The sequence below is a fragment of the Aeromonas sp. QDB03 genome (assembly GCF_027707985.1).
Taxonomy (GTDB): domain Bacteria; phylum Pseudomonadota; class Gammaproteobacteria; order Enterobacterales; family Aeromonadaceae; genus Aeromonas; species Aeromonas hydrophila.
Genome location: NZ_JAPCJG010000017.1, coordinates 24574 through 46255, shown reverse-complemented (window position 1 = coordinate 46255; position 21682 = coordinate 24574). Strand labels below are relative to the sequence as shown.

The window sequence follows — 21682 nt, the reverse complement described above, 5'->3', positions numbered from 1 at the left end:
CTCAGAAGTGAAACGCGGTAGCGCCGATGGTAGTGTGGCATTCGCCATGCGAGAGTAGGACACTGCCAGGCACCCAACACGAGAAACCCCGCTCATCTGAGCGGGGTTTTTTATTGTCCGAAATTCAGCGATTTATGGCCATAAACCGCTGATTTCTCTGCTTTATACCTGCCCTTGACTGGCGCAGGGCAGCTCCATGTTGACCACCCCATCTTCCAGCTGGATATCGATCTTGAAGCCAAGCCGTTTGGCCAGGTTGATCATGCCGCGGTTGCTGGGCATGGTCATGCCCGACAGCTGGCCAATGCCGCGTTCTCTGGCATAGCGCACTATCTTCTCCATCATCAGCTTGCCAAGCCCCAACCCTTTCAGGTCGGAACGCACCAGGATGGCAAACTCTGCATCAGACAGGTCCGGGTTGGAAATGGCGCGTACTACCCCCAGGATCTGCTGGTCGAACGGACCATCCTGCCCCACGGCGACAAACGCCATTTCCCGGTCGTAATCGATCTGGGTCATGCGGGCCAGCTCTTCATGTCCCAGCTCCCCCACGTCGGCGAAGAAGCGCTTGTACCTGTCTTCATCCGATACCTTGAGTACAAACTGCTTGTGAGCCGGTTCATCCTCCGGCCGGATTGGGCGGAGCAGCACATGGCTCTGGTCCTTGAGCCAGGCCCCCTCTTCCAGTTCGGTGGGATAGGGACGGATAGCCAGTCTGCAGCGGCCTTCTTCAGCCGCTTGCAGGGTCAGGCTGGCATCCAGCACCACCATTTCGGCGCCGCAGGCCTGCAGTGGGTGCAGATCCAGCTGCTGGATCTCGGGGAAAGCGAGCAGGAGCTCCGACAATTGGCACAGCACCTGGCCGAGGGCATCGATATCGAGTCGCTCCGGACTGGCCTGCTCGCGGATCTTGCGGCTCTTGAGCGCCCCAATGATCTGGTAGCGTGCCAGCGCCTGGTTCAGCGGCGGCAAGGCTGCCATCATCTCCTGCGGCTCAGCCCCTGACTCGCCGAGCAGGATGACAGGGCCGAATACGGGATCTTGTTGCAGCCGGATCCGCAGCTCCAATCCGCCGCTGCGCCGCGCCATGCGCTGCACCAGCAGGCCTTCGATGCGGGCACCGGGATCGTGCTGCCTGACTCGATCCAGAATGGCATCCGCAGCCTGGGCGACTTCGGCCGAGGTACGCAGGTTGAGCATGACACCGTGTACCGCCGACTTGTGGAGGATGTCCGGCGAGCGCAGCTTGACTGCCACCGGATAGCCGATCTGCTCCGCGGTCAGGGTTGCCTCGATGGCATCGGAGACGATCCAGGTCGGCAGGGTGGAGAGCCCAGCGGCCTGCAGAATGGGGTGTGCCAGATGGGTGTCGAGGGTGAGTTGTTTGCGTTCCAGCGCTTGTCTGATCAACTGCTGGCACAGCTCGAGGTTGAGCTTGTCACCCTGCAGGGAGGCGGGGGTCTCCATCAGCTGCTTCTGGTTGCGCCGGTATTCCACCATGTGCATGAAGGCGGCGACCGCGCTCTCAGGGGTGCGGTAGGTGGGGAAGCCTGCCTCGCTGAACAGACGACGCCCCTCCTGGGCCGAATATTCCCCCGCCCAGTTGGTCAGGATATTGAAGCGTCTGGCCCTGGGGTGCTGCTTGACGTAGTCGATCAGACTGCGCGCCAGGGCGGCGCCACGGGCGGTGAGTGAAGGGGCATGGATGAGCAGGATGGCGTCAGCCTCATCCCCTTGCAGCAGGTTGTCGAGAGCCTGTTGATAGTCATTGATGTCGGCATCGCTGCCGATGTCGCGGGGCGGCATCGCCAGCTTGCCGCCCCGCTCCAGCAACTTGTCGATCGCCATGTTGGCCAAGCCACGGCCATTGGAGATGATGGCTAGCCGCTCCCCCTTGAGGGTCAGGGAGTGACTCAGGGTCTCGACGGCGGCAAACAGTTCGTGGGTATCCCGCACCCGCAGCATACCGGCGCGACGGATGGCGGCGTCATAGACGTTGTCGAGCCCGCTGTCCGGTTCATGGCGGCCACTCTTGAGCACCAGAATGGGTTTGTTGCGGGCAGCTGCGCGGGCGGCCGAGAGAAAATGGCGGGCGTCCTGCAGCTTGTCCATGTAGAGCAGGATGGCGCGGGTCACGCTGTCGCGGGAGAGCTGATCCAGCAACTGGCCGAAGTTGATGTCGCAGTGATCGCCAAGGGAGATGAAGGCCGAGAAGCCGAGTTCATGCTGTTTGACCCAATCCAGGATGGTGGTGCTGACGGCGGCCGACTGGGAGAGAAAGGCAACCTGACCGGGTTTGGCAGCAATCGGCGAGAAACTGGCATTGATGCCCTGACCCGGCAGCAGCATCCCCATGCTGTTGGGGCCGAGCAGGCGGATGCCGTATTGCTGGCTGAGTTGCTGCAGCTGTTCCCGCTCCGGCGCAGTGAAGTCTGCCGCCAGTATGATGGCGGCGCCCGTTCCCCGTTTGCCAAGCGCTTCGATGAGGGTCAATACCCGTTCCCGCCGGGTACAGACGATGGCGAGATCCGGGGCCAGCGGCAGGCTGTCGATATCGGCATAGGCCAGCACACCGGCGATGGCCTTGCTGTGCGGGCTGACCGGCAGGATGGGGCCTTTGAACTGGCCGGCGAGCAGGTGTCTTATCACCACGTGACCCGCTTTCTGCGGGTCGGTCGAGGCGCCGATGACGGCGATTGACTGGGGTTTGAAGAGCCGATCCAGGCCGCTTGGTTTCATGGGCACTCCCGTGGGTGGCGGATGGTGCCAGTGTAATACGCTTTCAGCGCCGGTTCTGTGACCGGTTGCGGATCACTGCCTGGTCAGGGCGCTGGCTCGCAGGTAAAACTTCAACTCACCTTGAATCTGGCGTACCGCTGCCAGGTGGCGCTCCTGCAGATAGATATCCTGCTCCTGATCAAGCTGTGTTTGTGCTACTCCCAGGCTCTGCAGATACTCATCGAACAGCAGCGAGCTGGTGATTTCGATCAGATGAGGCATCATGGCGCGGCTCCTTGTTCCATTCAGATTGAGCATCCAGTCTAGTCTGTGCGCTGCTTTTCAGGCTGACCATTGTCAGATTTGACACGAAGTGGCTCACACATCTGTGGCGCAATGAGTCAAGAGGGCCCGGCCTGAGGTTATAGTGAATGGATGGTGGGGGAGGTGCGCGATGAGCAGGATCTGGTTGTGTTGCGTCATGCTGTTTGCCGGCAGCGTGCCGGGGGCAGAGGTATCCATCAGGGCCTGGAACCTGCTGCTGGACCATCCCAATCCTGCTGTGGCCGGTCTGCTGCGACTCTCGCTCGATCTGACCGTGCCGGAATACGGCCCCTATCGGCTGATTACCAGCCCGCCGATGGAGCAGGGACGGGCGGTCAAGGAGCTGCAAAGCGGCGAGTTGGTGCAGGTCGGGGTGTTTGCTCCCGATGAGGAGCGCGAGCGTACCCTGCTGGCCATCCACGTTCCGCTGGCAAAAGGGTTGCTGGGCTGGCGGGTGTGCCTCATTCGGCAGGGGGACGAGGGGCGGTTCGCCAACATACGATCGCTGGCTGACTGGCAGCAGGCCGGGTTTCGCATCGGGCAGCACAGATCCTGGCCTGATACCCGTCTGCTCAAGGAGAACGGTCTCAACGTGGTGGTGGGCAGCCTCTACGACGCCCTCTTCAACATGTTGCGCAAGCAGCGCTTCGACTGCTTCCTGCGCTCGGTCATCGAGATTGAGGAGGAGCTCAAGCAGCACCCGGATCTGGCCATCGAGCCGCACCTGGTGTTTCGCTATCCGCTGGCGCTGCTGTTCTTCGTCTCGCCCAAATACCCGGAACTGGCCAAACGCATCGAGCTCGGACTGCAGCGAGCCCGTCAGTCCGGTGACTATGAGCGGGTATTCGAGGCGGGCTTTGGCAGCACCATCCGGCGGCTGCAACTCGATCGGCGGGTAATGCTGGAGCTGAGCAATCCCGATCTGCCGGCCGGCAGCCGGGCCATGATGCAGGATCCTTCGCTCATTTATGCTCCGGCGCTGCCCGCCGTGTCAGCGCAGTGAACCCTGGCCCCGAGCCGTATCCCAGAAGGCGCGGATCAGCGGTTCTTCCAACCGCTTCTTGAGCACGGCGATGCCGACATCGAACGGCTTGAGCGCCGGTTTGGGCTCGACAATACGTACCTTTTCGCCCATGGGGCTGTGGTCGATCACCGCCGCCGGCACCAGCCCCACTCCGAAGCCGAGCGCCACCATGGCGACAATCCCCTCGTTGCCCGCTACCTCCGCATAGATGTTGGGGGCGATCCCCTTGTTGCGCAGCCACTGATCGCAGCGTTTGCGGGCCAGCCCCTGCTCGGAGAGGATCAGTGGCAGCCGCTCCCAGTCTGGCTCTCCCTGAGAAAACCACTGGCTCTGCTGCGGTGCGGTGCGGGGGGCGATGAACACCAGCGGTACCTGCTGCAGACTGGCAAATTCCAGCTTGGCGGAGAGGGCATCCGGGCGGGCGGCGATGGCCAAATCGGCCTCGTCGGCCAGGATCTTGTCCACCGCCAGTGCCGGGTCGCCGGTCTCCAGCTTGATCTCCAGCTGGGGATAACGGCGGCGAAAGCGCTCAAGTACCTCGGGCAGCAGAAAGTAGCTGGCGGTGACCGAACAGAAGACCCGCAGCCGTCCCTGCAGCGGCTCGTCGCTGCGTTTGAGCTCCTGCTTGAGCTGGCGCCACTCCTGCAGCAGGGCGCCGCCGAATTCGCGCAGCTTCTCGCCCGCCGGGGTGAGCCGCACCGAGCGGTTGTCCCGCTCGAACAGCACACAGCCGGTCTCCTGCTCCAGCCGCTGGATGGCGCGGCTGAGAGTGGAGGGGCTGACCGCCATGGCATCGGCGCTCTTGCCGAAGTGGAGGGAGTCGGCGAGGTGGAGAAACAGCTCGAGATTGCGAAGGTCCATCTTTCAACTCCTGGTGCGGCATCTCTACTCGAGAGCCTGGGCATCTGCCATCTGGCGCTAGATCCTGCCAGCGATGATGAAGGGTTAACGTTTCAATTATTGCAACGTACTGTTTCGAATATATCAGTTCAGGCAATAAGTGTCCCGCGCTATAGTGGTTCAGACAACGCCGCTACCCGGCATGGAATCAATCGAACGGAGCAATCACCATGGCTAACTATTTCAACACCTTGAACCTGCGTCAGCAGTTGGCCCAGCTGGGCAAGTGTCGTTTCATGCAGCGCGAAGAGTTCGCGGACGGCTGCAACGTGCTGAAGGGCAAGAAGGTGGTGATTGTGGGCTGTGGTGCCCAGGGTCTGAACCAGGGGCTGAACATGCGTGACTCCGGGCTGGATATCTCCTACGCCCTGCGCAAGGCTGCCATCACCGAGAAGCGCGCCTCCTGGCAGAAGGCTACCGACAACGGCTTCGCGGTCGGCACCTATGAAGAGCTGATCCCGACCGCCGATCTGGTGCTCAACCTGACTCCGGACAAGCAGCACTCCGACGTAGTGAAAACCGTGATGCCGCTGATGAAGCAGGGCGCTGCATTGGGTTACTCCCACGGCTTCAACGTGGTGGAAGAGGGTCAGCAGATCCGCTCCGACATCACCGTCGTGATGGTGGCGCCCAAGTGCCCGGGTACCGAAGTGCGTGAGGAGTACAAGCGTGGCTTTGGTGTACCGACCCTGATCGCCGTTCACCCGGAGAACGATCCCAAGGGTGAAGGAATGGCCATCGCCAAGGCGTGGGCCTCTGCCACCGGCGGCGACCGTGCCGGCGTGCTGGAGTCCTCCTTCGTGGCGGAAGTGAAATCTGACCTGATGGGTGAGCAGACCATCCTCTGCGGCATGCTGCAGGCCGGTTCCCTGCTCTGCTACGACAAGCTGGTTGCCGAAGGGACCGACAAGGCCTATGCCGGCAAGCTGATCCAGTTCGGTTGGGAGACCATCACCGAAGCCCTGAAGCAGGGTGGCATCAGCCTGATGATGGATCGCCTCTCCAACCCGGCCAAGCTGCGCGCCTTCGAGCTCTCAGAGCAGCTCAAGACCCTGATGCGCCCGCTGTTCGAGAAGCACATGGACGACATCATCGCCGGTGAGTTCTCCCGCGGCATGATGGCCGACTGGGCCGAAGACGATGCCAAGCTGTTCGGCTGGCGCGAAGAGACTGGCAAGTCCGCCTTCGAAAACGCCCCGGCGTTTGCAGGCAAGATTGCCGAGCAGGAGTACTTCGACAATGGCGTGGTGATGGTGGCCATGGTCAAGGCGGGTGTCGAGCTGGCGTTCGAGACCATGGTGGCCTCCGGCATCTATGAAGAGTCTGCCTACTACGAATCCCTGCACGAGCTGCCGCTGATCGCCAACACAGTTGCCCGCAAGCGTCTGTACGAGATGAACGTGGTCATCTCCGACACCGCCGAGTACGGCAACTACCTGTTCGCCAACGCCGCCGTGCCGTTGCTGCGCGAGCACTTCATGCCGACCCTGAAAGCGGGCGATCTGGGTGCTAGCAAGGCGGATGAGCAGAGCGTCGATAACCTGGCGCTGCTGGCAGCCAATGAGGCGACCCGCAACCACCCCATCGAAGCGATCGGTCAGGTACTGCGTGGTTACATGAAGGACATGAAACGCATCGCCGTCGGCGGTTAAGCCGGCATCGGGCAGGATGATGAAGGGGCGGGGATGACGATCTCCGTCGCCGGTCGGGCTGGACACCCGACTGGCCAGCCAGAAAACCCGGCCACAAAAAAGCCCCGCTCATCGAGCGGGGCTTTTGCATTCAGAAAGGCCGGCTAAATCAGGCCTTCCATGCTTTCCAGGTGTTGATCAGACCGTTGGTGGAGCAGTCGTGGCTGGTGACAGCCGCATCGGTATTGAGCTCCGGCAGGATCTTGTTGGCCAGCTGTTTGCCCAGCTCCACGCCCCACTGGTCGAAGCTGAAGATGTTCCAGATTGCGCCCTGTACGAAGATCTTGTGCTCGTACATGGCAATCAAAGAGCCAAGCGTCTTCGGGGTCAGGCTCTTGAACAGGATGGAGTTGGTCGGGCGGTTGCCTTCGAACACCTTGAACGGCACCAGATCCTTGACCTGCTCCAGGGTTTTGCCAGCCGCCAGGAACTCGGCTTCGACCTGCTCCTTGCTCTTGCCGAAGGCCAGCGCTTCGGTCTGGGCGAAGAAGTTGGCCAGCAGTTTCGGGTGGTGGTCGCCGATCGGGTTGTGGCTGATGGCCGGTGCCAGGAAGTCACAGGGGATCAGCTTGGTGCCCTGGTGGATCAGCTGGTAGAAGGCGTGCTGGCCGTTGGTACCCGGCTCACCCCAGATGATGGGGCCGGTCTGGTAGTCAACCGGCTTGCCGTTGCGGTCGACGTACTTGCCGTTGGACTCCATGTTGCCTTGCTGGAAGTAGGCAGGGAAGCGGTGCATGTACTGGTCGTACGGCAGGATGGCTTCGGACTCGGCACCGTAGAAGTTGTTGTACCACAGGCCGATCAGCGCCAGCAGCACCGGCACGTTCTGCTCATAGGAGGCTGTGGCGAAGTGCATGTCCATCTCGAAGGCGCCTTGCAGCAGGGCTTCGAAGTTTTCGAAACCGACGGACAGGGCGATGGGCATGCCGATGGCTGACCAGGAGGAGTAGCGGCCGCCAACCCAGTCCCAGAACTCGAACATGTTGTTGGTGTCGATGCCGAATTCGGCCACGGCCTTGCCGTTGGTGGAGAGCGCAGCGAAGTGCTTGGCAACGTGAGCCTTGTCACCGGCGATGTTGATGAACCAGTCGCGAGCGGTCAGGGCGTTGGTCATGGTCTCCTGAGTGGTGAAGGTCTTGGAGGCCACCAGGAACAGGGTGGTTTCCGGATCGATCTTCTTCAGGGTCTCGGCGATGTGGGTGCCATCGACGTTGGAGACGAAGTGCATCTGCAGGTGGTTTTTGTAGGGACGCAGTGCCTCGGTGATCATCACCGGGCCGAGATCGGAGCCACCGATACCGATGTTGACCACGTGCTGGATCGCCTTGCCGGTGTAGCCTTTCCACTCGCCGGAGATGATCTTCTCGCAGAAGCCTTTCATCTTGGCCAGCACGGCATTCACTTCCGGCATCACGTCCTTGCCGTCGCTCTCGATGGGGCGGTCGGAGCGGTTGCGCAGGGCCACGTGCAGCACCGAGCGGCCTTCGGTCATGTTGATCTTGTCGCCGTTGAACATAGCGTCGATCGCGCTGTGAAGATCGGTCTCTTTGGCCAGATCAACCAGTAACTTGAGGGTTTCTTCGGTGATCAGGTTCTTCGAGTAATCGACCAGGATGTCGCCGCCGAAGGTGAGGGAGAATTTGTCGAAACGCTGGGGATCCTGGGCAAACAGATCCTTGAGCCGGGTCTCTTTGTTCGCTGCAAAGTGGGCTTCCAGTGCCTGCCAGGCCTGGGTCTGGGTTGGATTGATGTTTTTCATAGGATTATCAGTCTTCCAAGTTGTGTATGAACCTTGCAGGCAAGGCTCCCGCCAAACCTTATTATTCGAGCATTATACCGGGCCAGTTGCGCCGCCCGTGTAACAGAGCTTTACCAATTGTCTGCCATCGACCGAGTTTACAACCAAAACGCTGCGATTATGAGTCACTGATGGCAGCCGGATCTTGCGTTTGCGCATACTTGGTCGGGCTTGCCGCCGCTGAAAGGGCTTTCAGGGCGAGGGCAGGCTGCGAGTGGGGTGGCAGTTTGGCCTGGCAGCCAAAAGAGTATTCGACAGACGCCTTTTTGCTCATTTCATGCGCAGGCGCAAGTTGTTGGTCCCGGAGGCTGGCTAGCATATGAGCGAATGGACGAGATCTCCCAGGGATGGCCACTGTCTGGAATGAGGAGATCGCTATGAAAGCTGTGTTGTCCCTGTTTGCTCTGAGCTTGATCGCCACCGGCCTCATCGGCCTGCTGACCATGGTACTGACCAGTGCGGCGCCTACCTTGCCGTTACGGGTGCTGGCAGTGATCGGTACCGTGCTGGGAGGCTATGTGCTGGTGCAACCGCTGCTCAACCGGGTGGTTCGTCGGCTGGTGTGAGTCGACGCCCCCGGCATGCTGAACACAAAGTCCGGCCCCGGGTGGCCGGATTTTTTATGCCCGTCAGGGGGCCGGAAACGACAATGCCAGCCCTAAGGCTGGCATTGTGTCATTCAGGAAAAGGCTCAGGCCTGCGGCTTTTGCATGTGCATGACCATCTGCGGGAAGGGGATCTCGATGCCTTCGGCATCGAAGGTGAGCTTCACCTTCTCGTGGAAGTCGAACCAGACACCCCAGTAGTCGCCGGTCTTGACCCAGGGGCGTACCACGATATTGACCGAGGAGTCGGCCAGCGCGGCGACGGCGATAGTGGCTGCCGGCTCCTTGAGGATGCGTGGCTCTTCATTCACCAGGCGCTCGAGGATCTGCTTGGCCTTGCGCAGATCCGAGCCGTAGCCGATGCCGAAGGTCATGTCAACGCGGCGGGTATCCATGCGCGAGTAGTTGACGATGGTGCCGTTGAGGATGGCGGAGTTGGGCACTACCACCATCTTGTTGTCACCGGAGGTGAGGGTGGTGGTAAAGAGCTGAACGGATTGCACCACGCCATTGGTGCCTGCCACCTCGATGAATTCCCCTGCCTTGATGGGGCGGAAGATGATGAGCAGAAAGCCGGCGGCAAAGTTGGAGAGCGAACCTTGCAGCGCCAGACCGATGGCCAGACCGGCGGCACCGATAATGGCGACGAAGGAAGCGGTCTGCACCCCGACCCGGCCCAGCGCGGCGATCACCACGAACACCAGGATGGCGTACTTGAGGATACTGCCGACGAAGTGGGTGACAGTGGTGTCCAGCTTGCGGGCCTGCATCACCTTGACCACGGCGCTGCTGATGAGGTTGGCGGCGATATAGCCGACCAGCAGGGTGATCAGGGCGGCCGCGATGTTGACGGCATACTCGATCAGCAGGCCTTGGTTGTTGACCAGCCAGGTCTGCGCTTCGGTGATGATTTCGGGTTCCATAGGGTGTCCTGTCAGGCGATAAAAGGTTTATGACGCATGAATCTAACATTGGAATGCGACAATCCGGGTCGCATCTGGTGCTCATCGCCTCTTTTGTGCCACAAAAAACAAGGGAGGCCAAGGCCTCCCTCTTTACTGCAACCCGTCTGGAGCGGCGTTGCCGCTACTGATTGCAAATTGAGCTTGTCAGCTCTGCAGCAGCTGGCTGCGGATAAACTGCCACTGATCTTCAAAGCCGGCAGTGGGCTTGATTTTGAACTCGGAGCGGACGAACTGACTGATGCGTCCCTCGGTGTAGGCCAGCAGCAGGTTGGCCAGCATGGTCTCATCGAGCTGGAAGCCCTGGCCTTCACGCAGCCGCTTTTCCCGCAGCACCTGCTTGATCTGGGTCTCCAGCTTGTCGAACAGGACGCTGATACGATCTCGCAGCCGGTCGTGCTCGCCCAACAGGGCATCGCCATTGAGGATGCGGGTGATGCCGGGATTGCGCTCGGCGAACACCAGCAGCAGCTGCAGTATGTGGTGGCAGCGGGCCATGGTGTCCTTCTCTTCGGCCATGATCAGGTTGACCCGTGACAGCAGGGAATCCTCGATAAAGTCGATCAGCCCCTCGAACATCCTCGCCTTGCTGGGAAAATGCCGGTAGAGAGCCGCCTCGGATACCCCCACCTCGGCCGCCAGACGGGCCGTAGTGATGCGCTGGCCAGGGCTGGTCTCCAGCATGTGGGCGAGCGCCTGCAGGATCTGATCGCGCCGACTCTGTTTCTGATTACTGCTTGCCATGGATTCCCCTAAAAAAAACAATGGCCTGATTCTGTTATTAGGCACCGCCGCACGGGCTGGTGTGGTCTGTTATTGGCGACCAGAAGAACCAAAACCGCCTTCACCCCGTTCGCTCTGATTGAACTCATCGACCAGTTGGAAGCTGGCCTGAACTACCGGCATGATCACCAGCTGGGCGATGCGCTCGCCGGGCTGCATTGTGAAGCTGTCATTGCCACGGTTCCACACCGAGACCATCAGCTGGCCCTGGTAGTCGGAATCGATGAGGCCAACCAGGTTGCCCAGCACGATGCCGTGCTTATGGCCGAGACCGGAGCGGGGCAGGATGGTGGCGCACAGGCCCGGATCCTGAATGTGGATGGCCAGCCCGGTCGGCACTAGCGTGGTATCACCCGGGGCCAGGGTCAGCGGGGCATCCAGCAGGGCCCGCAGATCCATGCCGGCGGAACCCGGTGTGGCGTAGGCGGGCAGCGGGTACTCGGTGCCGATGCGGGCATCCAGAATCTTCAGTTCAATTTGTGTTGTCATAAATCGTTTTTAATGGAGTGGAGGTGGTCGATTGACTGGCTCAGTGCCGGTAGTGGTCTGCAATCAGGGCGATGAGATGACGAGCCAGCGTCAGCTTATCGGCCAGGGGCAGGGGTGCTTGACCCCCTTGCCAGAACACGGTCAGGGCGTTGTCATCGGCGTTGAAGCCCTGGCCCGCACGAGATACGTCGTTGGCGGCGATCATGTCCAGCCGCTTACGCTGCAGTTTGTCGAGGGCGTATTGTTCCACATCCACGGTTTCTGCGGCAAATCCGACGGTGAAGGGCTTGTCTGACAAAGCCCCCACGGCGGCGATGATGTCGGGGTTCTTGACCAAGGTCAGCTGCATCTGGTCGTTGTCACCGGTCTTCTTGATCTTCTGGTTGGCCACCTGCGCGGGGCGGTAGTCGGCGACGGCGGCGCAGCCGATGAAGAGGTCGCACTCGCCGACCCGGCTCATCACCGCCTGATGCATCTGCTCGGCGCTCTCCACGTCGACACGGGTGACGCCCGCCGGGGTGACCAGTGCCACCGGGCCGCTCACCAGCGTCACCTCGGCGCCCGCTTCACGAGCTGCGCGGGCGATGGCGTAGCCCATCTTGCCGGAGCTGTGGTTGCTGATGTAGCGCACCGGATCCAGCGCCTCGCGGGTCGGCCCGGCGGTGAGCAGCAGTCTGACCCCGGCCAGCAGTGGCTCGGCGGCGAGTTGCTGGCAGCAGCGTTCAACCAGCTCTAGGGGATCCAGCATCCGGCCCGGGCCCACATCACCGCACGCCTGGCTGCCGGAATCCGGCCCCCACAGCAGGATGCCGCGGCTGGCCAGAGTCTTGAGGTTGGCCTGGGTGGCGGCGTTGAGGTACATCTGCTGGTTCATGGCGGGTGCCAGCGCCACCGGTGCCGGGGTGGCCAGGCAGAGGGTGGTCAGCAGCTCGTCGGCCATGCCGGCGGCCATACGGGCCATCAGGTTGGCGCTGGCCGGGGCGATCAGCACCAGATCGGCCCACTTGGCCAGCTCGATGTGACCCATACCCGCCTCGGCGGCGGGATCCAGCAGACTGTCGGCCACCGGGTGGCCGGAGACGGCCTGCAGGGTCAGCGGGGTGATGAACTCCTTGGCGGAACGGGTCATCACCACACGTACCTCGGCCCCCTGATCTTTCAGGCGGCGTACCAGCTCGGCACTCTTGTAGGCGGCGATCCCGCCACTGACACCCAACAGGATGCGTTTATCGGCCAATCTCATCTGCTGCTTCTCTTCCGGCTCACTCTGACTGGTCGGCTAAGATACCACAGGCAGCGGACGACGACAGAGGCTGACATGGGGGACTTGTGGTCGGGCTCCCGCGATTTTTTGCTATGTTTTCTCTCAATAGGCATGAGGGAGAGACAAATGAGCATCAAGGAGTGGCCGGAAGATGAACGCCCGCGCGAGAAGCTGTTGCGTCACGGGCCTGGCGGCTTGTCCGACGCCGAGCTGCTGGCGATCTTCCTGCGCACCGGGGTCAGCGGTCTGAGTGCGGTCGATCTCTCCCGCCATCTGTTGCAGCAATTTGGTTCGCTGCGGGCGCTGCTTGGTGCCGAACAGCGGGTCTTTTGCGCGGCACACGGCCTTGGGCCGGCCAAATATGCCCAGTTGCAGGCCGTGCTGGAGATGGGCAAACGCCATCTGGCCGAACAGTTGCAAAGAGGCGATCCGCTCACTTCGCCCCAGTTGACCCGGGACTATCTGCAGGCCCAGCTACGGGATCGACCCCGGGAGGTGTTTGCCCTGCTGCTGCTCGACAACCAGCATCGAGTGATTCAATTCGTTGAACTTTTTTACGGTACCCTCGACTCGGCGAGCGTCTGGCCCAGAGAAATCGTGCAGATCGCACTCAAACATAATGCAGCCGCCGTGATTCTGGCGCATAATCACCCGTCCGGCGTCGCCGAGCCCAGTCGGGCCGACCGCCAGATCACGGATCGGATCACGGCCGCCTTGGCCCTGATCGATATCAGAGTGCTGGATCACTTGGTGATCGGTGACGGCATCACGGTTTCTTTCGCCGAGCGCGGTTGGTTATGACTGTGCTCTGGCGCCGTATTAGTTGATCTTTGATCACGGATGCTGTATAAAATGCCGCCTTCTGTTTGCCCCGCAATCGAAGGCCAGCGGGGCAGATATTTGCTCGAGCAATGAAGTAAGATTTGGAGAGACTGACATGTCTAGAGTATGCCAAGTAACCGGCAAGCGCCCGGCAGTTGGTAACAACCGTTCGCACGCTAACAACGCTACCAAGCGTCGTTTCCTGCCGAACCTGCACACTCACCGTTTTTGGGTTGAGAGTGAAAAACGCTTCGTAAGCCTGCGCGTATCCGCAAAAGGCATGCGTATCATCGACAAGCGTGGCGTTGAAGTGGTTCTGGCTGAACTGCGCGCCAGCGGTGTTAAGGTATAAGGAATTAGATCATGGCTAAAGGTATTCGCGAGAAAATTCGCCTGAACTCCAGCGCCGGTACTGGTCACTTCTATACCACTACCAAGAACAAGCGCACCATGCCCGAAAAAATGGAGATCAAAAAGTTTGATCCCGTTGTTCGTCAGCATGTGATCTACAAGGAAGGCAAAATCAAGTAATTACTTGATGCTGCATTCCCAAAAACCCGGCCTAGTGCCGGGTTTTTTTATGGCCGAAATTCAGTACACTGCCGGTTCTAAGGGAGGCTTGCCATGTTCAAACTGAGCCGCAAAGGCTGGAACAACGTGATCATCGTGGTGGTGCTGATCGTGATCACCCTGTTGCACCGGCTGGAGCTGGCCCAGCAGGAGAACAGCGCCAAGCGGGCGCGTCCGCTGCTGCCGGAGAGCGCCGTGGTGCTCACCTGGCAGGGGCCGAGCTGGCAGATCGAACGGATCGGGCAGGGCTGGCGCAGCGGGCCGGATCTGGGGCTCAGCAGTGCCCAGCTGGCGGCGCACATCGAAGCTTGGCAGGGTTGGTTACTGCCGCCCGGCGGATCCGTGCGCGGCAACCCGGTTACCCTCAAGATCTGGGTCGCTGGCCAGAGCGATCCCATCGAGGTGGGCCTTTATCAGGACAGCGGCAAGTTTGCCGCCCTGCTGCCGCCCTCGACTTGGCTCAGCCTGAGCCAGGAGCAGTACCGCAGCCTGCTGCGTCCCGCTCCCTAACCCCTTTTCAGCGTCAGCACGAGGATCCCATGCCTGAATTACCGGAAGTCGAAGTCAGCCGCCAGGGCATTTCACCCTGGCTTACCGGCATCAAGGTCACCCGAGTGGTGGTGCGGGACGGCCGTCTGCGCTGGCCGGTGCCGGGGGAAATCCAGGAGCTGGTGGATCTCACCATCCACCGGGTCAGCCGCCGCGCCAAGTACCTGCTGCTGGAGACCGACTTCGGCACCGCCATCCTCCATCTGGGGATGTCGGGCAGCCTGCGGGTGCTGGACATCGGCACCCCGGCCGAGAAGCACGATCACGTGGATATCGAGCTGGCCAACGGCAAGCTGCTGCGGCTCAACGATCCGCGCCGCTTCGGCGCCCTGCTGTGGACCCGCGAGCCGGCCGAGGCGCACGCGTTGCTGGCCAAGCTGGGGCCGGAGCCGCTCACCGATGCGTTCAACGCCGATTATCTGCGTGAGCGTGCCAAGGGGCGCAGCACCGCCATCAAGACCTTCCTGATGGACAACCAGGTGGTGGTCGGGGTGGGCAACATCTACGCCAACGAGGCGCTCTACGCGGCCGGCATTCACCCCAAGCGGGCGGCGGGCAATATCAGTGCCGAGCGACTGGGCACCCTGGTGGCCGAGATCAAGCGGGTGCTGGCCGAAGCGATTCGGCAGGGCGGCACCACCCTCAAGGATTTCACCAGTGCAGACGGCAAGCCGGGCTATTTCGTGCAGCAGTTGCAGGTGTATGGGCGAGGCGGTCAGCCCTGTTTTCACTGCCATACCCTGCTCAGTGAAATCCGGCTGGGGCAGCGTACCACCGTGTTCTGTTCCCACTGCCAGCGCTGAATCGCGGTTTTTTTGGCCTGAAATGGCCAAGTTGTAAGAGAGTATTTCCAGTCTGTTGAAGATTTGCTCGCCTGTCACTACTATCTCGACCGTTCAGGCGGTTTGAGAAAATAAAATGACAGCTAAATCAATAGACTGGGACCATTTGTCCCGGCAGGGGCACTATTGTGCCCAAAAAATGGCGCGCTTCCTCTATCCCGATGACAGCGCCCGCAAAACTTTCAATCGCGCCAAGTTCGTGCTGCGCAGCCTGCTCTATCGGCAGCAGCTGAGCCGGGTGTTCGAGCTGTTTCAGGCCGAACCACTCAAGGCCCTGCCTGCCCACTATCCCGAGCTGCTCGACAAGCCGATGCGGCCCTATCGCTTTGCCGGCTCCACCGCGACCGAGCGGGCCGAGATGCTGGAAAATCACTACCGGCTGATGCTGGCCCGCTACCCGGATCTGATCGACCCGCTCTATCTGGGGGATGGCATCGAACTCGGCCGTTATCCCGAGAGCGGCTGCCGCATCGTGCTGCGCCACGACGGTACCTTCCGCCGCGAGGCGGAGCTCGCCCTCTCCATCGTCGACCCGCAGGGCAAGCGGCTCTACAGCTGCGCCTTCTCGCTGGCCGGCACCCTCAACCGGCTGGCAGTGGTGATCGGTTCGGTACAGGGCCCGGAGCCCTGCATCGAGCAGGCACAGGACAAGGTGCGTGCGCTGACCAAGGAGGGCCACGGTCTGCGGCCCAAGTCGCTGGTGGTGATGCTGGTGATGCAGCTGGCCGAGGCGATGCAGGCCGAGCACATCTCGGCGGTGCGGATGAAGGCCCACATCTATCAGGCCCGGCGTTACAGCAAAAAGAAGAAAGCCTGTCTGCAGGCGGACTATGACGAGCTGTGGCAGGAGTTTGGCGCCATCGATCTGGATGACAATTTTGTACGGCTGCAGCCCGCTCAGCGCAAGCCGCTGGAGGAGATCGCCTCCAAGAAGCGGGCCATGTACCGGCGCCGTTACGAGTGGCTCGATCAGCTGACCCTGGCGAGTCAGCAACTGCTGGGCCCGCGTCTGGCGGGCTGAGCCGCACAGGCTCCCAGCAGCAAACAGGCTACCCTCGGGTAGCCTGTTTCGTTGTTACTTGGTCTGTTTGGCCTTGATGGCGGCGGCCACGGCGGGGTCGACGAACTGGCGGATGTCACCGCCGTGCAGGGCCACCTCCTTCACCAGAGTGGAAGAGATGAAAGAGTTCTCCTCGGCCGGGGTGAGGAACACGCTCTCCAGCTCCGGCATCAGGCGGCGGTTCATGTTGGCTAGCTGGAATTCGTACTCGAAGTCGGAGACGGCGCGCAGACCGCGGATCAGCACGTTGGCCTGCTGCTCCCTGGCGAAATCCACCAGCAGGCCTGAGAAGCCGACCACCTTGACGTTGGGCAGATGGGCGGTCACCTGGCGGGCCAGCTGCACCCGCTCGTCCAGATCGAACAGCGGCCGCTTGCTCGGGCTGTTGGCCACCCCGACCACCACTTCATCAAACAGTTTGGCGGCCCGGCCGATGAGGTCGGTGTGGCCATTGGTGACGGGATCGAAGGTGCCGGGATAGATTACCTTGTTGGTCATGCTGCTGATTCCTGCAACCGGGAAATTTGGTCGCATTATAGGGTCTGTTGGGGGATTGGCGCGACCGCCTTGGGCCGAGTTTTGGCGCCCCGATGCCGGCTTTGCCGATCCAAATCGGGGTCACCGGGTCTCTTCGCTTGAGAATAGCGATACATCAGGCAAGAATACCCGCACCGCGCATCAAGCCTCCTTGCATTGGTGACAGGGAGCAAAGGGATTTTTTATGAAACGTATTCTGGTAGTCCGCAATGACAAGATTGGTGACTTCATGCTGGCCTGGCCGAGCTTTGCCATGCTCAAGCGCTCCATGGAGTGTCATGTGACTGCCCTGGTTCCTGCCTACACGGCGCCGTTGGCCCGCCTCTGCCCCTGGATTGACGAGATCATCCTGGATCCGGGCTCACGGGCCGACAAGGAACAGCAACGCGCCTTGCAGGCGCGCATCAAGGCCGCCGCCTTCGATGCCTCCATCTGCCTCTTCTCCAACTCCCGCAACGCCATGCTGGTGTGGAAGGCGCATATTCCCTACCGGTTGGCACCGGCAACCAAGCTGGCCCAGGTGCTCTACAACCAGCGCCTGATCCAGCGCCGCTCCCGCTCCCAGAAGCCGGAGTACGAATACAACCTGGATCTGGTGCGCCGTTTCCTCGCTGACCAGCAGGTGAGCGCAGTGGAGCCGCAGGGCCCCTACCTCAGCTTCGATGCGAAGAGCCTGCAACAGGTGCGCGAGCAGGTCGCCGCCCGCCTGCGGCTCGATGCCGGCCGCCCCTGGCTGATGGTGCATGCCGGCAGCGGCGGCTCGGCCAACAACCTCTCCATCGAGCAGTACGCCCGCCTCATCATCAAGCTCAACCAGGCCTGTCCCGAGTTGCAGTGCATCCTGACTGCAGGGCCGGGGGAGGAGAAGATCGCCGAACAGCTGGCGGCCGAGCTGCTGGCCCACGGCGGCAACGGCTGGATCTACCGCTCCGACGAAGGGCTGCCCAAGTTCTGCCAGGTGATGGCCAACGCCGCCCTGTTCGTGGCGGGCAGCACCGGGCCGCTGCACATCGCCGCGGCGCTGGATGTGCCCACCATCGGTTTCTTCCCGGCGCACCGCTCGGCGACGCCGCTGCGCTGGCGTCCGCTCAACAGCGAGGGACGCCACCTGGCGTTCAGCCCGCCGGAAGACAGCGATCACCCGGAAGACATGAGCCAGCTCGATCCCAAGACCATGGCGGCGGCGATCGCCCGCTGGGCGCCGCCGTTCTGGCGCGCTGAACACTGATACCAGATGATGTAAATGCAGACAGGGCCCTTGAAGGGCCCTGTCTCGTATGGGGGGAAGTGCTGGCGGCTTACTTGTCCGCCTGATCCGGTGCCTGCGGCTGCTGGCGGATCCAGAGGTCGGCGTATTTGACGAAGGTGGAATGGGCCGACAGGATGGCCAGCAAGAGCCCCTGCTTGCCGTCGAGGAAGCCGGCCTTGAGCAGGTACATCTTGAGGAAGCAGCCCAGCGCGTGCACCAGTCCCTGGCTGAGGGAGCCCTTCTTGCCGCGGGCGGTGCGCTGATCGGCCCAGGCGCGGGCATAGCCGGCGGATTTGACCAGGTAGTGCTCCAGATCCCGATAGGTGAAGTGGAGCAGGTCGCCGTGCAGGTTGACGATCTTCATGTTGGCGCGCACCTCCACCTTCTCGTGCACCAGCACCTCGTTGTAGCTGGTGAGCGCCTTGGGATAGAGGCGCAGCACCCGGTCCGGATACCAGCCGCTGTGGCGGATGAAGCGGCCGAATACCCAGGAGAGGCGCGGGATCGAGTAGATGGTGTCGCTGGCCGGATTGGCCATGACGGCGGCGATGGCGGCTTTCAGCTCGGGGGTGAGCCGCTCGTCCGCATCCAGCCACAGCACCCAGTCGGATTGCACGTGGGACTGGGCGAGGCGGCGCTGGCGGCCGAAGCCCGGCCACACCGGATTGACGAAGAAGCGGGCGCCGAATTCGGCGGCGATGGCCGGGGTCTCGTCCTGGCTGCCGGAGTCCATGATGACGATCTCGTCGACCAGCCCGTCGAGGGAGGCGAGGCAGGGGCGCAGGTTTTCGGCTTCATTCTTGACGATAAGGACAGCCGCCAGAGTCGGTTTGTTCACGGATTAAAGGCTCTTGTTGGCGCCCGGCTGGCGGGCCATGCTCAAATTGGCGCCCATTCTAGCCTAAAACGGCAGGCGGAGCATGGTTCCGGCTGTCGGGGCTGCGTCAGTTTCAAACGGATGCTTTTTTGGTATGAGAGCGGGTGGTACGGGGATCTTCTGTTATTTCTCGGGCCATTCTTGGGGCATAATCTCGGCCAGCAACGATTAACCGCAGGGCTTGGCCCAAGAGACGCGCGAGATGAAGATATTGGTGATCGGCCCCTCCTGGGTCGGCGACATGGTGATGTCCCAGAGCCTCTACAAGGCGATCAAGGCCAATCACCCCGACAGCGAGCTGCACGTGATGGCGCCCGCCTGGTGTGGTGCCCTGCTGGAGCGGATGCCGGAGGTGGACAAAGCCATCCCGATGCCGCTCGGTCACGGCGACTTCAAGCTGGGGGCCCGCCGCCGGCTCGGCAAGCAGTTGGCGGCCGAGAAGTACGATCAGGCCATCATCCAGCCCAACTCCATGAAGTCGGCGTTGATCCCCTGGTTTGCCCGCATCCCGGTGCGCACCGGCTGGAAGGGGGAGCACCGCTTCGGTCTGCTCAACGACATGCGCAGCAACAAGTCCGCCTTTCCGCTGATGGTGGAGGCCTACCTGGCGCTGGCCTATCCCAAGGCGCAGATGAAGAGCCGGGCCGACATCCCGACCATTCCCCAGCCGGCCCTCAACGTCGATCTCATCAATCAGGAGAAGGCGCTGGAGCGGCTTGGGCTGGATCGCGCCCGCCCGGTGCTGGTGCTCTGCCCGGGGGCCGAGTTCGGCCCGGCCAAGCGCTGGCCGGAGGGCCACTACGCCGTGGTGGCGCAAAAACACCTCGACGAGGGCTGGCAGGTGTGGATCTTCGGCTCCGCCAAGGACGCGGCGGTGGCCAACACCATCCGCGACCGGATCAACCCGCTGTCGCGCCCCAACTGCCACGTGCTGGCGGGCAAGACCAATCTGTACGAGGCGATCGACCTGATGGCGCTGGCCGGGCGGGTGATCGCCAACGACTCCGGCCTGATGCACGTCGCGGCCGCCCTCAACCGGCCGCTGATCGGGGTCTATGGCTCCACCTCGCCGCTCTACACCCCGCCGCTGGCGGACCGGGTCGAGATCGTCCACACCGACATCGAGTGTCGCCCCTGCTTCAAGCGCACCTGCAAGTTCGGCCACCTCAAGTGCCTGATCGAGCTGATGCCGGAGCAGGTCATCGAGGCTGGCCGCCGGCTGGAGTGCAGCGAGACGCCGGCCCCGCCGCTGGCGCTGCCGCCCGGCGAACCGCCCCGTTTTGTCGCCGAGCCGGGCAAACGCGGGGAGCCGCACTAGCATGGGCTATCGGCTGCTCTACAACCTGTTGATCCACCTGGGGTTGCCGCTGGCGCTGCTGGCGCTCTACAAGCCGAAGAAGGGCAAGCCCGGCTTTGGCAAGCGCTGGGCCGAGCACCTGGGGCGGACGCCCGCCAGCGGGCAGGAGGCGCCGCTCTGGATCCATGCGGTGAGCGTGGGGGAGACGCTGGCCATCAGTCCCTTCATCCGCGCCCTCAAGGCCGAGCGGCCCGATCTGCCGATCCTGCTCACCACCACCACCCGCACCGGCGCCGAGCAGGCTGCCAGGCTGGGGGATCTGGTGGAGCACCGCTACGCGCCGCTCGACTACCCCTGGGCGGTGGCGGCGTTCCTCAATGCCGTCAAACCGCGCGCGCTCTGGGTGATGGAAACCGAGTTGTGGCCGAACTGGTTGGCCGCCTGCGAGGCGCGCCACCTGCCGGTGACCATCATCAATGCCCGTCTCTCGGAGCGATCCTGCCGGCGTTATGGCCGTTTTCAGGGGGCGTTCGATGCCCTCAGCCGGCCGTTGACCCATTTGCTCTGCCAGCACCAGGACGACGCGGATCGTTTCCATCGGCTGGGGCTGGGGCGCGAGCGGCTGGCGGTGACCGGCTCCATCAAGTTCGACATCCAGCTCGATGAGCAGGTGCAGGCCAAGGGCCGTGCCCTGCGCCAACTGCTGGGGACAGAGCGGCCGGTCTGGATCGCCGCCAGCACCCATCAGGGGGAGGACGAGCAGGTGCTGGCCGCCTTCGATCGGGTGCTCGCGGCGCAGCCGTCGGCCCTGCTGATCCTGGTACCGCGTCACCCCGAGCGATTCGAGCGGGTGGCGGCGTTGTGTGCCCCCTACGGCTGCGTGCGGCGCACGGCGGGTGGTGCGGTCGGCGAGCACGACAAGGTTTACCTCGGCGATACCATGGGCGAGCTGCCGCTGATGCTGGCGGCAGCCGACGTGGCCTTCGTCGGCGGCAGCCTGGTCAAGGTGGGCGGCCACAACCTGCTGGAGCCGGCTGCGCTGGGCAAACCTTGCCTGAGCGGCCCCGCCTACTTCAACTTCAGCGACATCACCCGCCAGCTGGTGGCTCAGGGGGGCGCCGCCGTGGTGGCCGATGCCGCCGAGCTGGGGGAGCAGGTGAGTGCGCTGCTGGCCGACGAGAGCCGGCGCCGGGAGATGGGCGAGCAGGCCCGCGCCGTGGTGCTGCGCAACCAGGGGGCGCTGGCGCGCACCTTGTCTCACTGCCTCGCCAGCCTGGAGAACGACTGAATCCGGGCAGACGGACATAAAAAACGGAGCGCA

The 21682-nt window shown here is 62.5% G+C and carries 22 protein-coding genes; 12 read left to right on the top strand and 10 right to left on the bottom strand.

All coding sequences use genetic code 11. The features are described 5' to 3' along the window. Positions 1 to 162: 162 nt before the first annotated feature. Positions 163 to 2739 carry a bifunctional acetate--CoA ligase family protein/GNAT family N-acetyltransferase gene (locus PG900_RS22230; RefSeq protein WP_270832322.1) on the bottom strand — a complete coding sequence of 859 codons (2577 nt, stop codon included), beginning with the start codon at positions 2737 to 2739 and terminating at the stop codon, positions 163 to 165. 72 nt (positions 2740 to 2811) lie between these two features. Further along, positions 2812 to 3003, bottom strand: coding sequence for a hypothetical protein (locus PG900_RS22225; protein WP_076362872.1), 192 nt, complete (start codon positions 3001 to 3003; stop codon positions 2812 to 2814). A 169-nt stretch (positions 3004 to 3172) separates the two neighbouring features. Between PG900_RS22225 and PG900_RS22220 the strand changes: the two genes are divergently transcribed. Then, a complete protein-coding gene (locus PG900_RS22220; RefSeq protein WP_270832321.1) occupies positions 3173 to 4045 on the top strand; it encodes a substrate-binding periplasmic protein in 873 nt (290 codons plus the stop codon). Here PG900_RS22220 and ilvY read toward each other — a convergent pair. Continuing rightward, positions 4034 to 4927 (bottom strand): HTH-type transcriptional activator IlvY, encoded by an 894-nt coding sequence (gene ilvY / locus PG900_RS22215; protein ID WP_017411123.1) that lies wholly within the window; start codon positions 4925 to 4927, stop codon positions 4034 to 4036. The genes PG900_RS22220 and ilvY overlap by 12 nt on opposite strands. A gap of 209 nt (positions 4928 to 5136) precedes the next feature. Here ilvY and ilvC point away from each other — a divergent pair, with 209 nt between their 5' ends. Beyond that, on the top strand, positions 5137 to 6618 hold the full coding sequence (gene ilvC / locus PG900_RS22210; RefSeq protein WP_029305272.1) for a ketol-acid reductoisomerase: 1482 nt from the start codon (positions 5137 to 5139) through the stop codon (positions 6616 to 6618). 148 nt (positions 6619 to 6766) lie between these two features. On the opposite strand, the gene pgi is transcribed toward ilvC, so the two are convergent. After that, positions 6767 to 8416 (bottom strand): glucose-6-phosphate isomerase, encoded by a 1650-nt coding sequence (gene pgi, locus PG900_RS22205; protein WP_270832320.1) that lies wholly within the window; start codon positions 8414 to 8416, stop codon positions 6767 to 6769. 416 nt (positions 8417 to 8832) lie between these two features. Between pgi and PG900_RS22200 the strand changes: the two genes are divergently transcribed. Further along, the gene (locus PG900_RS22200; RefSeq protein WP_270832319.1) at positions 8833 to 9021 is read left to right on the top strand and encodes a holin; all 189 of its coding nucleotides are present in this window, start codon (positions 8833 to 8835) and stop codon (positions 9019 to 9021) included. A 125-nt stretch (positions 9022 to 9146) separates the two neighbouring features. On the opposite strand, the gene PG900_RS22195 is transcribed toward PG900_RS22200, so the two are convergent. The 4 genes from PG900_RS22195 to coaBC all read right to left on the bottom strand — a co-directional run bounded on the left by PG900_RS22195 (position 9147) and on the right by coaBC (position 12537). Continuing rightward, a complete protein-coding gene (locus tag PG900_RS22195; RefSeq protein WP_060389807.1) occupies positions 9147 to 9983 on the bottom strand; it encodes a mechanosensitive ion channel domain-containing protein in 837 nt (278 codons plus the stop codon). A 186-nt stretch (positions 9984 to 10169) separates the two neighbouring features. Then, complete coding sequence (gene slmA / locus PG900_RS22190; protein ID WP_011704178.1) at positions 10170 to 10766, bottom strand: nucleoid occlusion factor SlmA; 597 nt, start codon at positions 10764 to 10766, stop codon at positions 10170 to 10172. A gap of 69 nt (positions 10767 to 10835) precedes the next feature. Further along, entirely contained in the window at positions 10836 to 11294 is a 459-nt protein-coding gene (gene dut, locus PG900_RS22185; RefSeq protein WP_016349004.1) for a dUTP diphosphatase, read from the bottom strand. A gap of 40 nt (positions 11295 to 11334) precedes the next feature. Beyond that, positions 11335 to 12537, bottom strand: coding sequence for a bifunctional phosphopantothenoylcysteine decarboxylase/phosphopantothenate--cysteine ligase CoaBC (coaBC, locus tag PG900_RS22180; RefSeq protein WP_101150976.1), 1203 nt, complete (start codon positions 12535 to 12537; stop codon positions 11335 to 11337). A 147-nt stretch (positions 12538 to 12684) separates the two neighbouring features. On the opposite strand from coaBC, the gene radC reads away from it, so the two are divergent. From radC to PG900_RS22150, 6 genes are all read left to right on the top strand, one after another. Beyond that, entirely contained in the window at positions 12685 to 13359 is a 675-nt protein-coding gene (gene radC, locus PG900_RS22175; protein ID WP_270832317.1) for a RadC family protein, read from the top strand. Between the two features lie 136 nt (positions 13360 to 13495). Further along, complete coding sequence (gene rpmB / locus PG900_RS22170; RefSeq protein WP_005307492.1) at positions 13496 to 13732, top strand: 50S ribosomal protein L28; 237 nt, start codon at positions 13496 to 13498, stop codon at positions 13730 to 13732. An 11-nt stretch (positions 13733 to 13743) separates the two neighbouring features. Next, positions 13744 to 13911 (top strand): 50S ribosomal protein L33, encoded by a 168-nt coding sequence (gene rpmG, locus PG900_RS22165; protein ID WP_005307500.1) that lies wholly within the window; start codon positions 13744 to 13746, stop codon positions 13909 to 13911. Positions 13912 to 14004: 93 nt separating this feature from the next. Continuing rightward, the gene (locus tag PG900_RS22160; RefSeq protein ID WP_270832315.1) at positions 14005 to 14460 is read left to right on the top strand and encodes a hypothetical protein; all 456 of its coding nucleotides are present in this window, start codon (positions 14005 to 14007) and stop codon (positions 14458 to 14460) included. A 29-nt stretch (positions 14461 to 14489) separates the two neighbouring features. Next, positions 14490 to 15302, top strand: coding sequence for a bifunctional DNA-formamidopyrimidine glycosylase/DNA-(apurinic or apyrimidinic site) lyase (gene mutM / locus PG900_RS22155; RefSeq protein WP_011704183.1), 813 nt, complete (start codon positions 14490 to 14492; stop codon positions 15300 to 15302). A gap of 178 nt (positions 15303 to 15480) precedes the next feature. Continuing rightward, positions 15481 to 16362 carry a VirK/YbjX family protein gene (locus PG900_RS22150; protein WP_270832311.1) on the top strand — a complete coding sequence of 294 codons (882 nt, stop codon included), beginning with the start codon at positions 15481 to 15483 and terminating at the stop codon, positions 16360 to 16362. Between the two features lie 54 nt (positions 16363 to 16416). On the opposite strand, the gene coaD is transcribed toward PG900_RS22150, so the two are convergent. Continuing rightward, positions 16417 to 16899 carry a pantetheine-phosphate adenylyltransferase gene (gene coaD / locus PG900_RS22145; RefSeq protein ID WP_011704185.1) on the bottom strand — a complete coding sequence of 161 codons (483 nt, stop codon included), beginning with the start codon at positions 16897 to 16899 and terminating at the stop codon, positions 16417 to 16419. A 223-nt stretch (positions 16900 to 17122) separates the two neighbouring features. On the opposite strand from coaD, the gene PG900_RS22140 reads away from it, so the two are divergent. Next, on the top strand, positions 17123 to 18166 hold the full coding sequence (locus tag PG900_RS22140) for a glycosyltransferase family 9 protein (RefSeq protein WP_017411134.1): 1044 nt from the start codon (positions 17123 to 17125) through the stop codon (positions 18164 to 18166). 70 nt (positions 18167 to 18236) lie between these two features. On the opposite strand, the gene PG900_RS22135 is transcribed toward PG900_RS22140, so the two are convergent. Continuing rightward, complete coding sequence (locus PG900_RS22135) at positions 18237 to 19025, bottom strand: glycosyltransferase family 2 protein (protein ID WP_039214869.1); 789 nt, start codon at positions 19023 to 19025, stop codon at positions 18237 to 18239. Between the two features lie 241 nt (positions 19026 to 19266). Here PG900_RS22135 and waaF point away from each other — a divergent pair, with 241 nt between their 5' ends. Beyond that, positions 19267 to 20382 carry a lipopolysaccharide heptosyltransferase II gene (gene waaF, locus PG900_RS22130; protein ID WP_016349010.1) on the top strand — a complete coding sequence of 372 codons (1116 nt, stop codon included), beginning with the start codon at positions 19267 to 19269 and terminating at the stop codon, positions 20380 to 20382. A 1-nt stretch (position 20383) separates the two neighbouring features. Then, the gene (gene waaA / locus PG900_RS22125; protein WP_270802634.1) at positions 20384 to 21649 is read left to right on the top strand and encodes a lipid IV(A) 3-deoxy-D-manno-octulosonic acid transferase; all 1266 of its coding nucleotides are present in this window, start codon (positions 20384 to 20386) and stop codon (positions 21647 to 21649) included. Positions 21650 to 21682 lie beyond the last annotated feature (33 nt).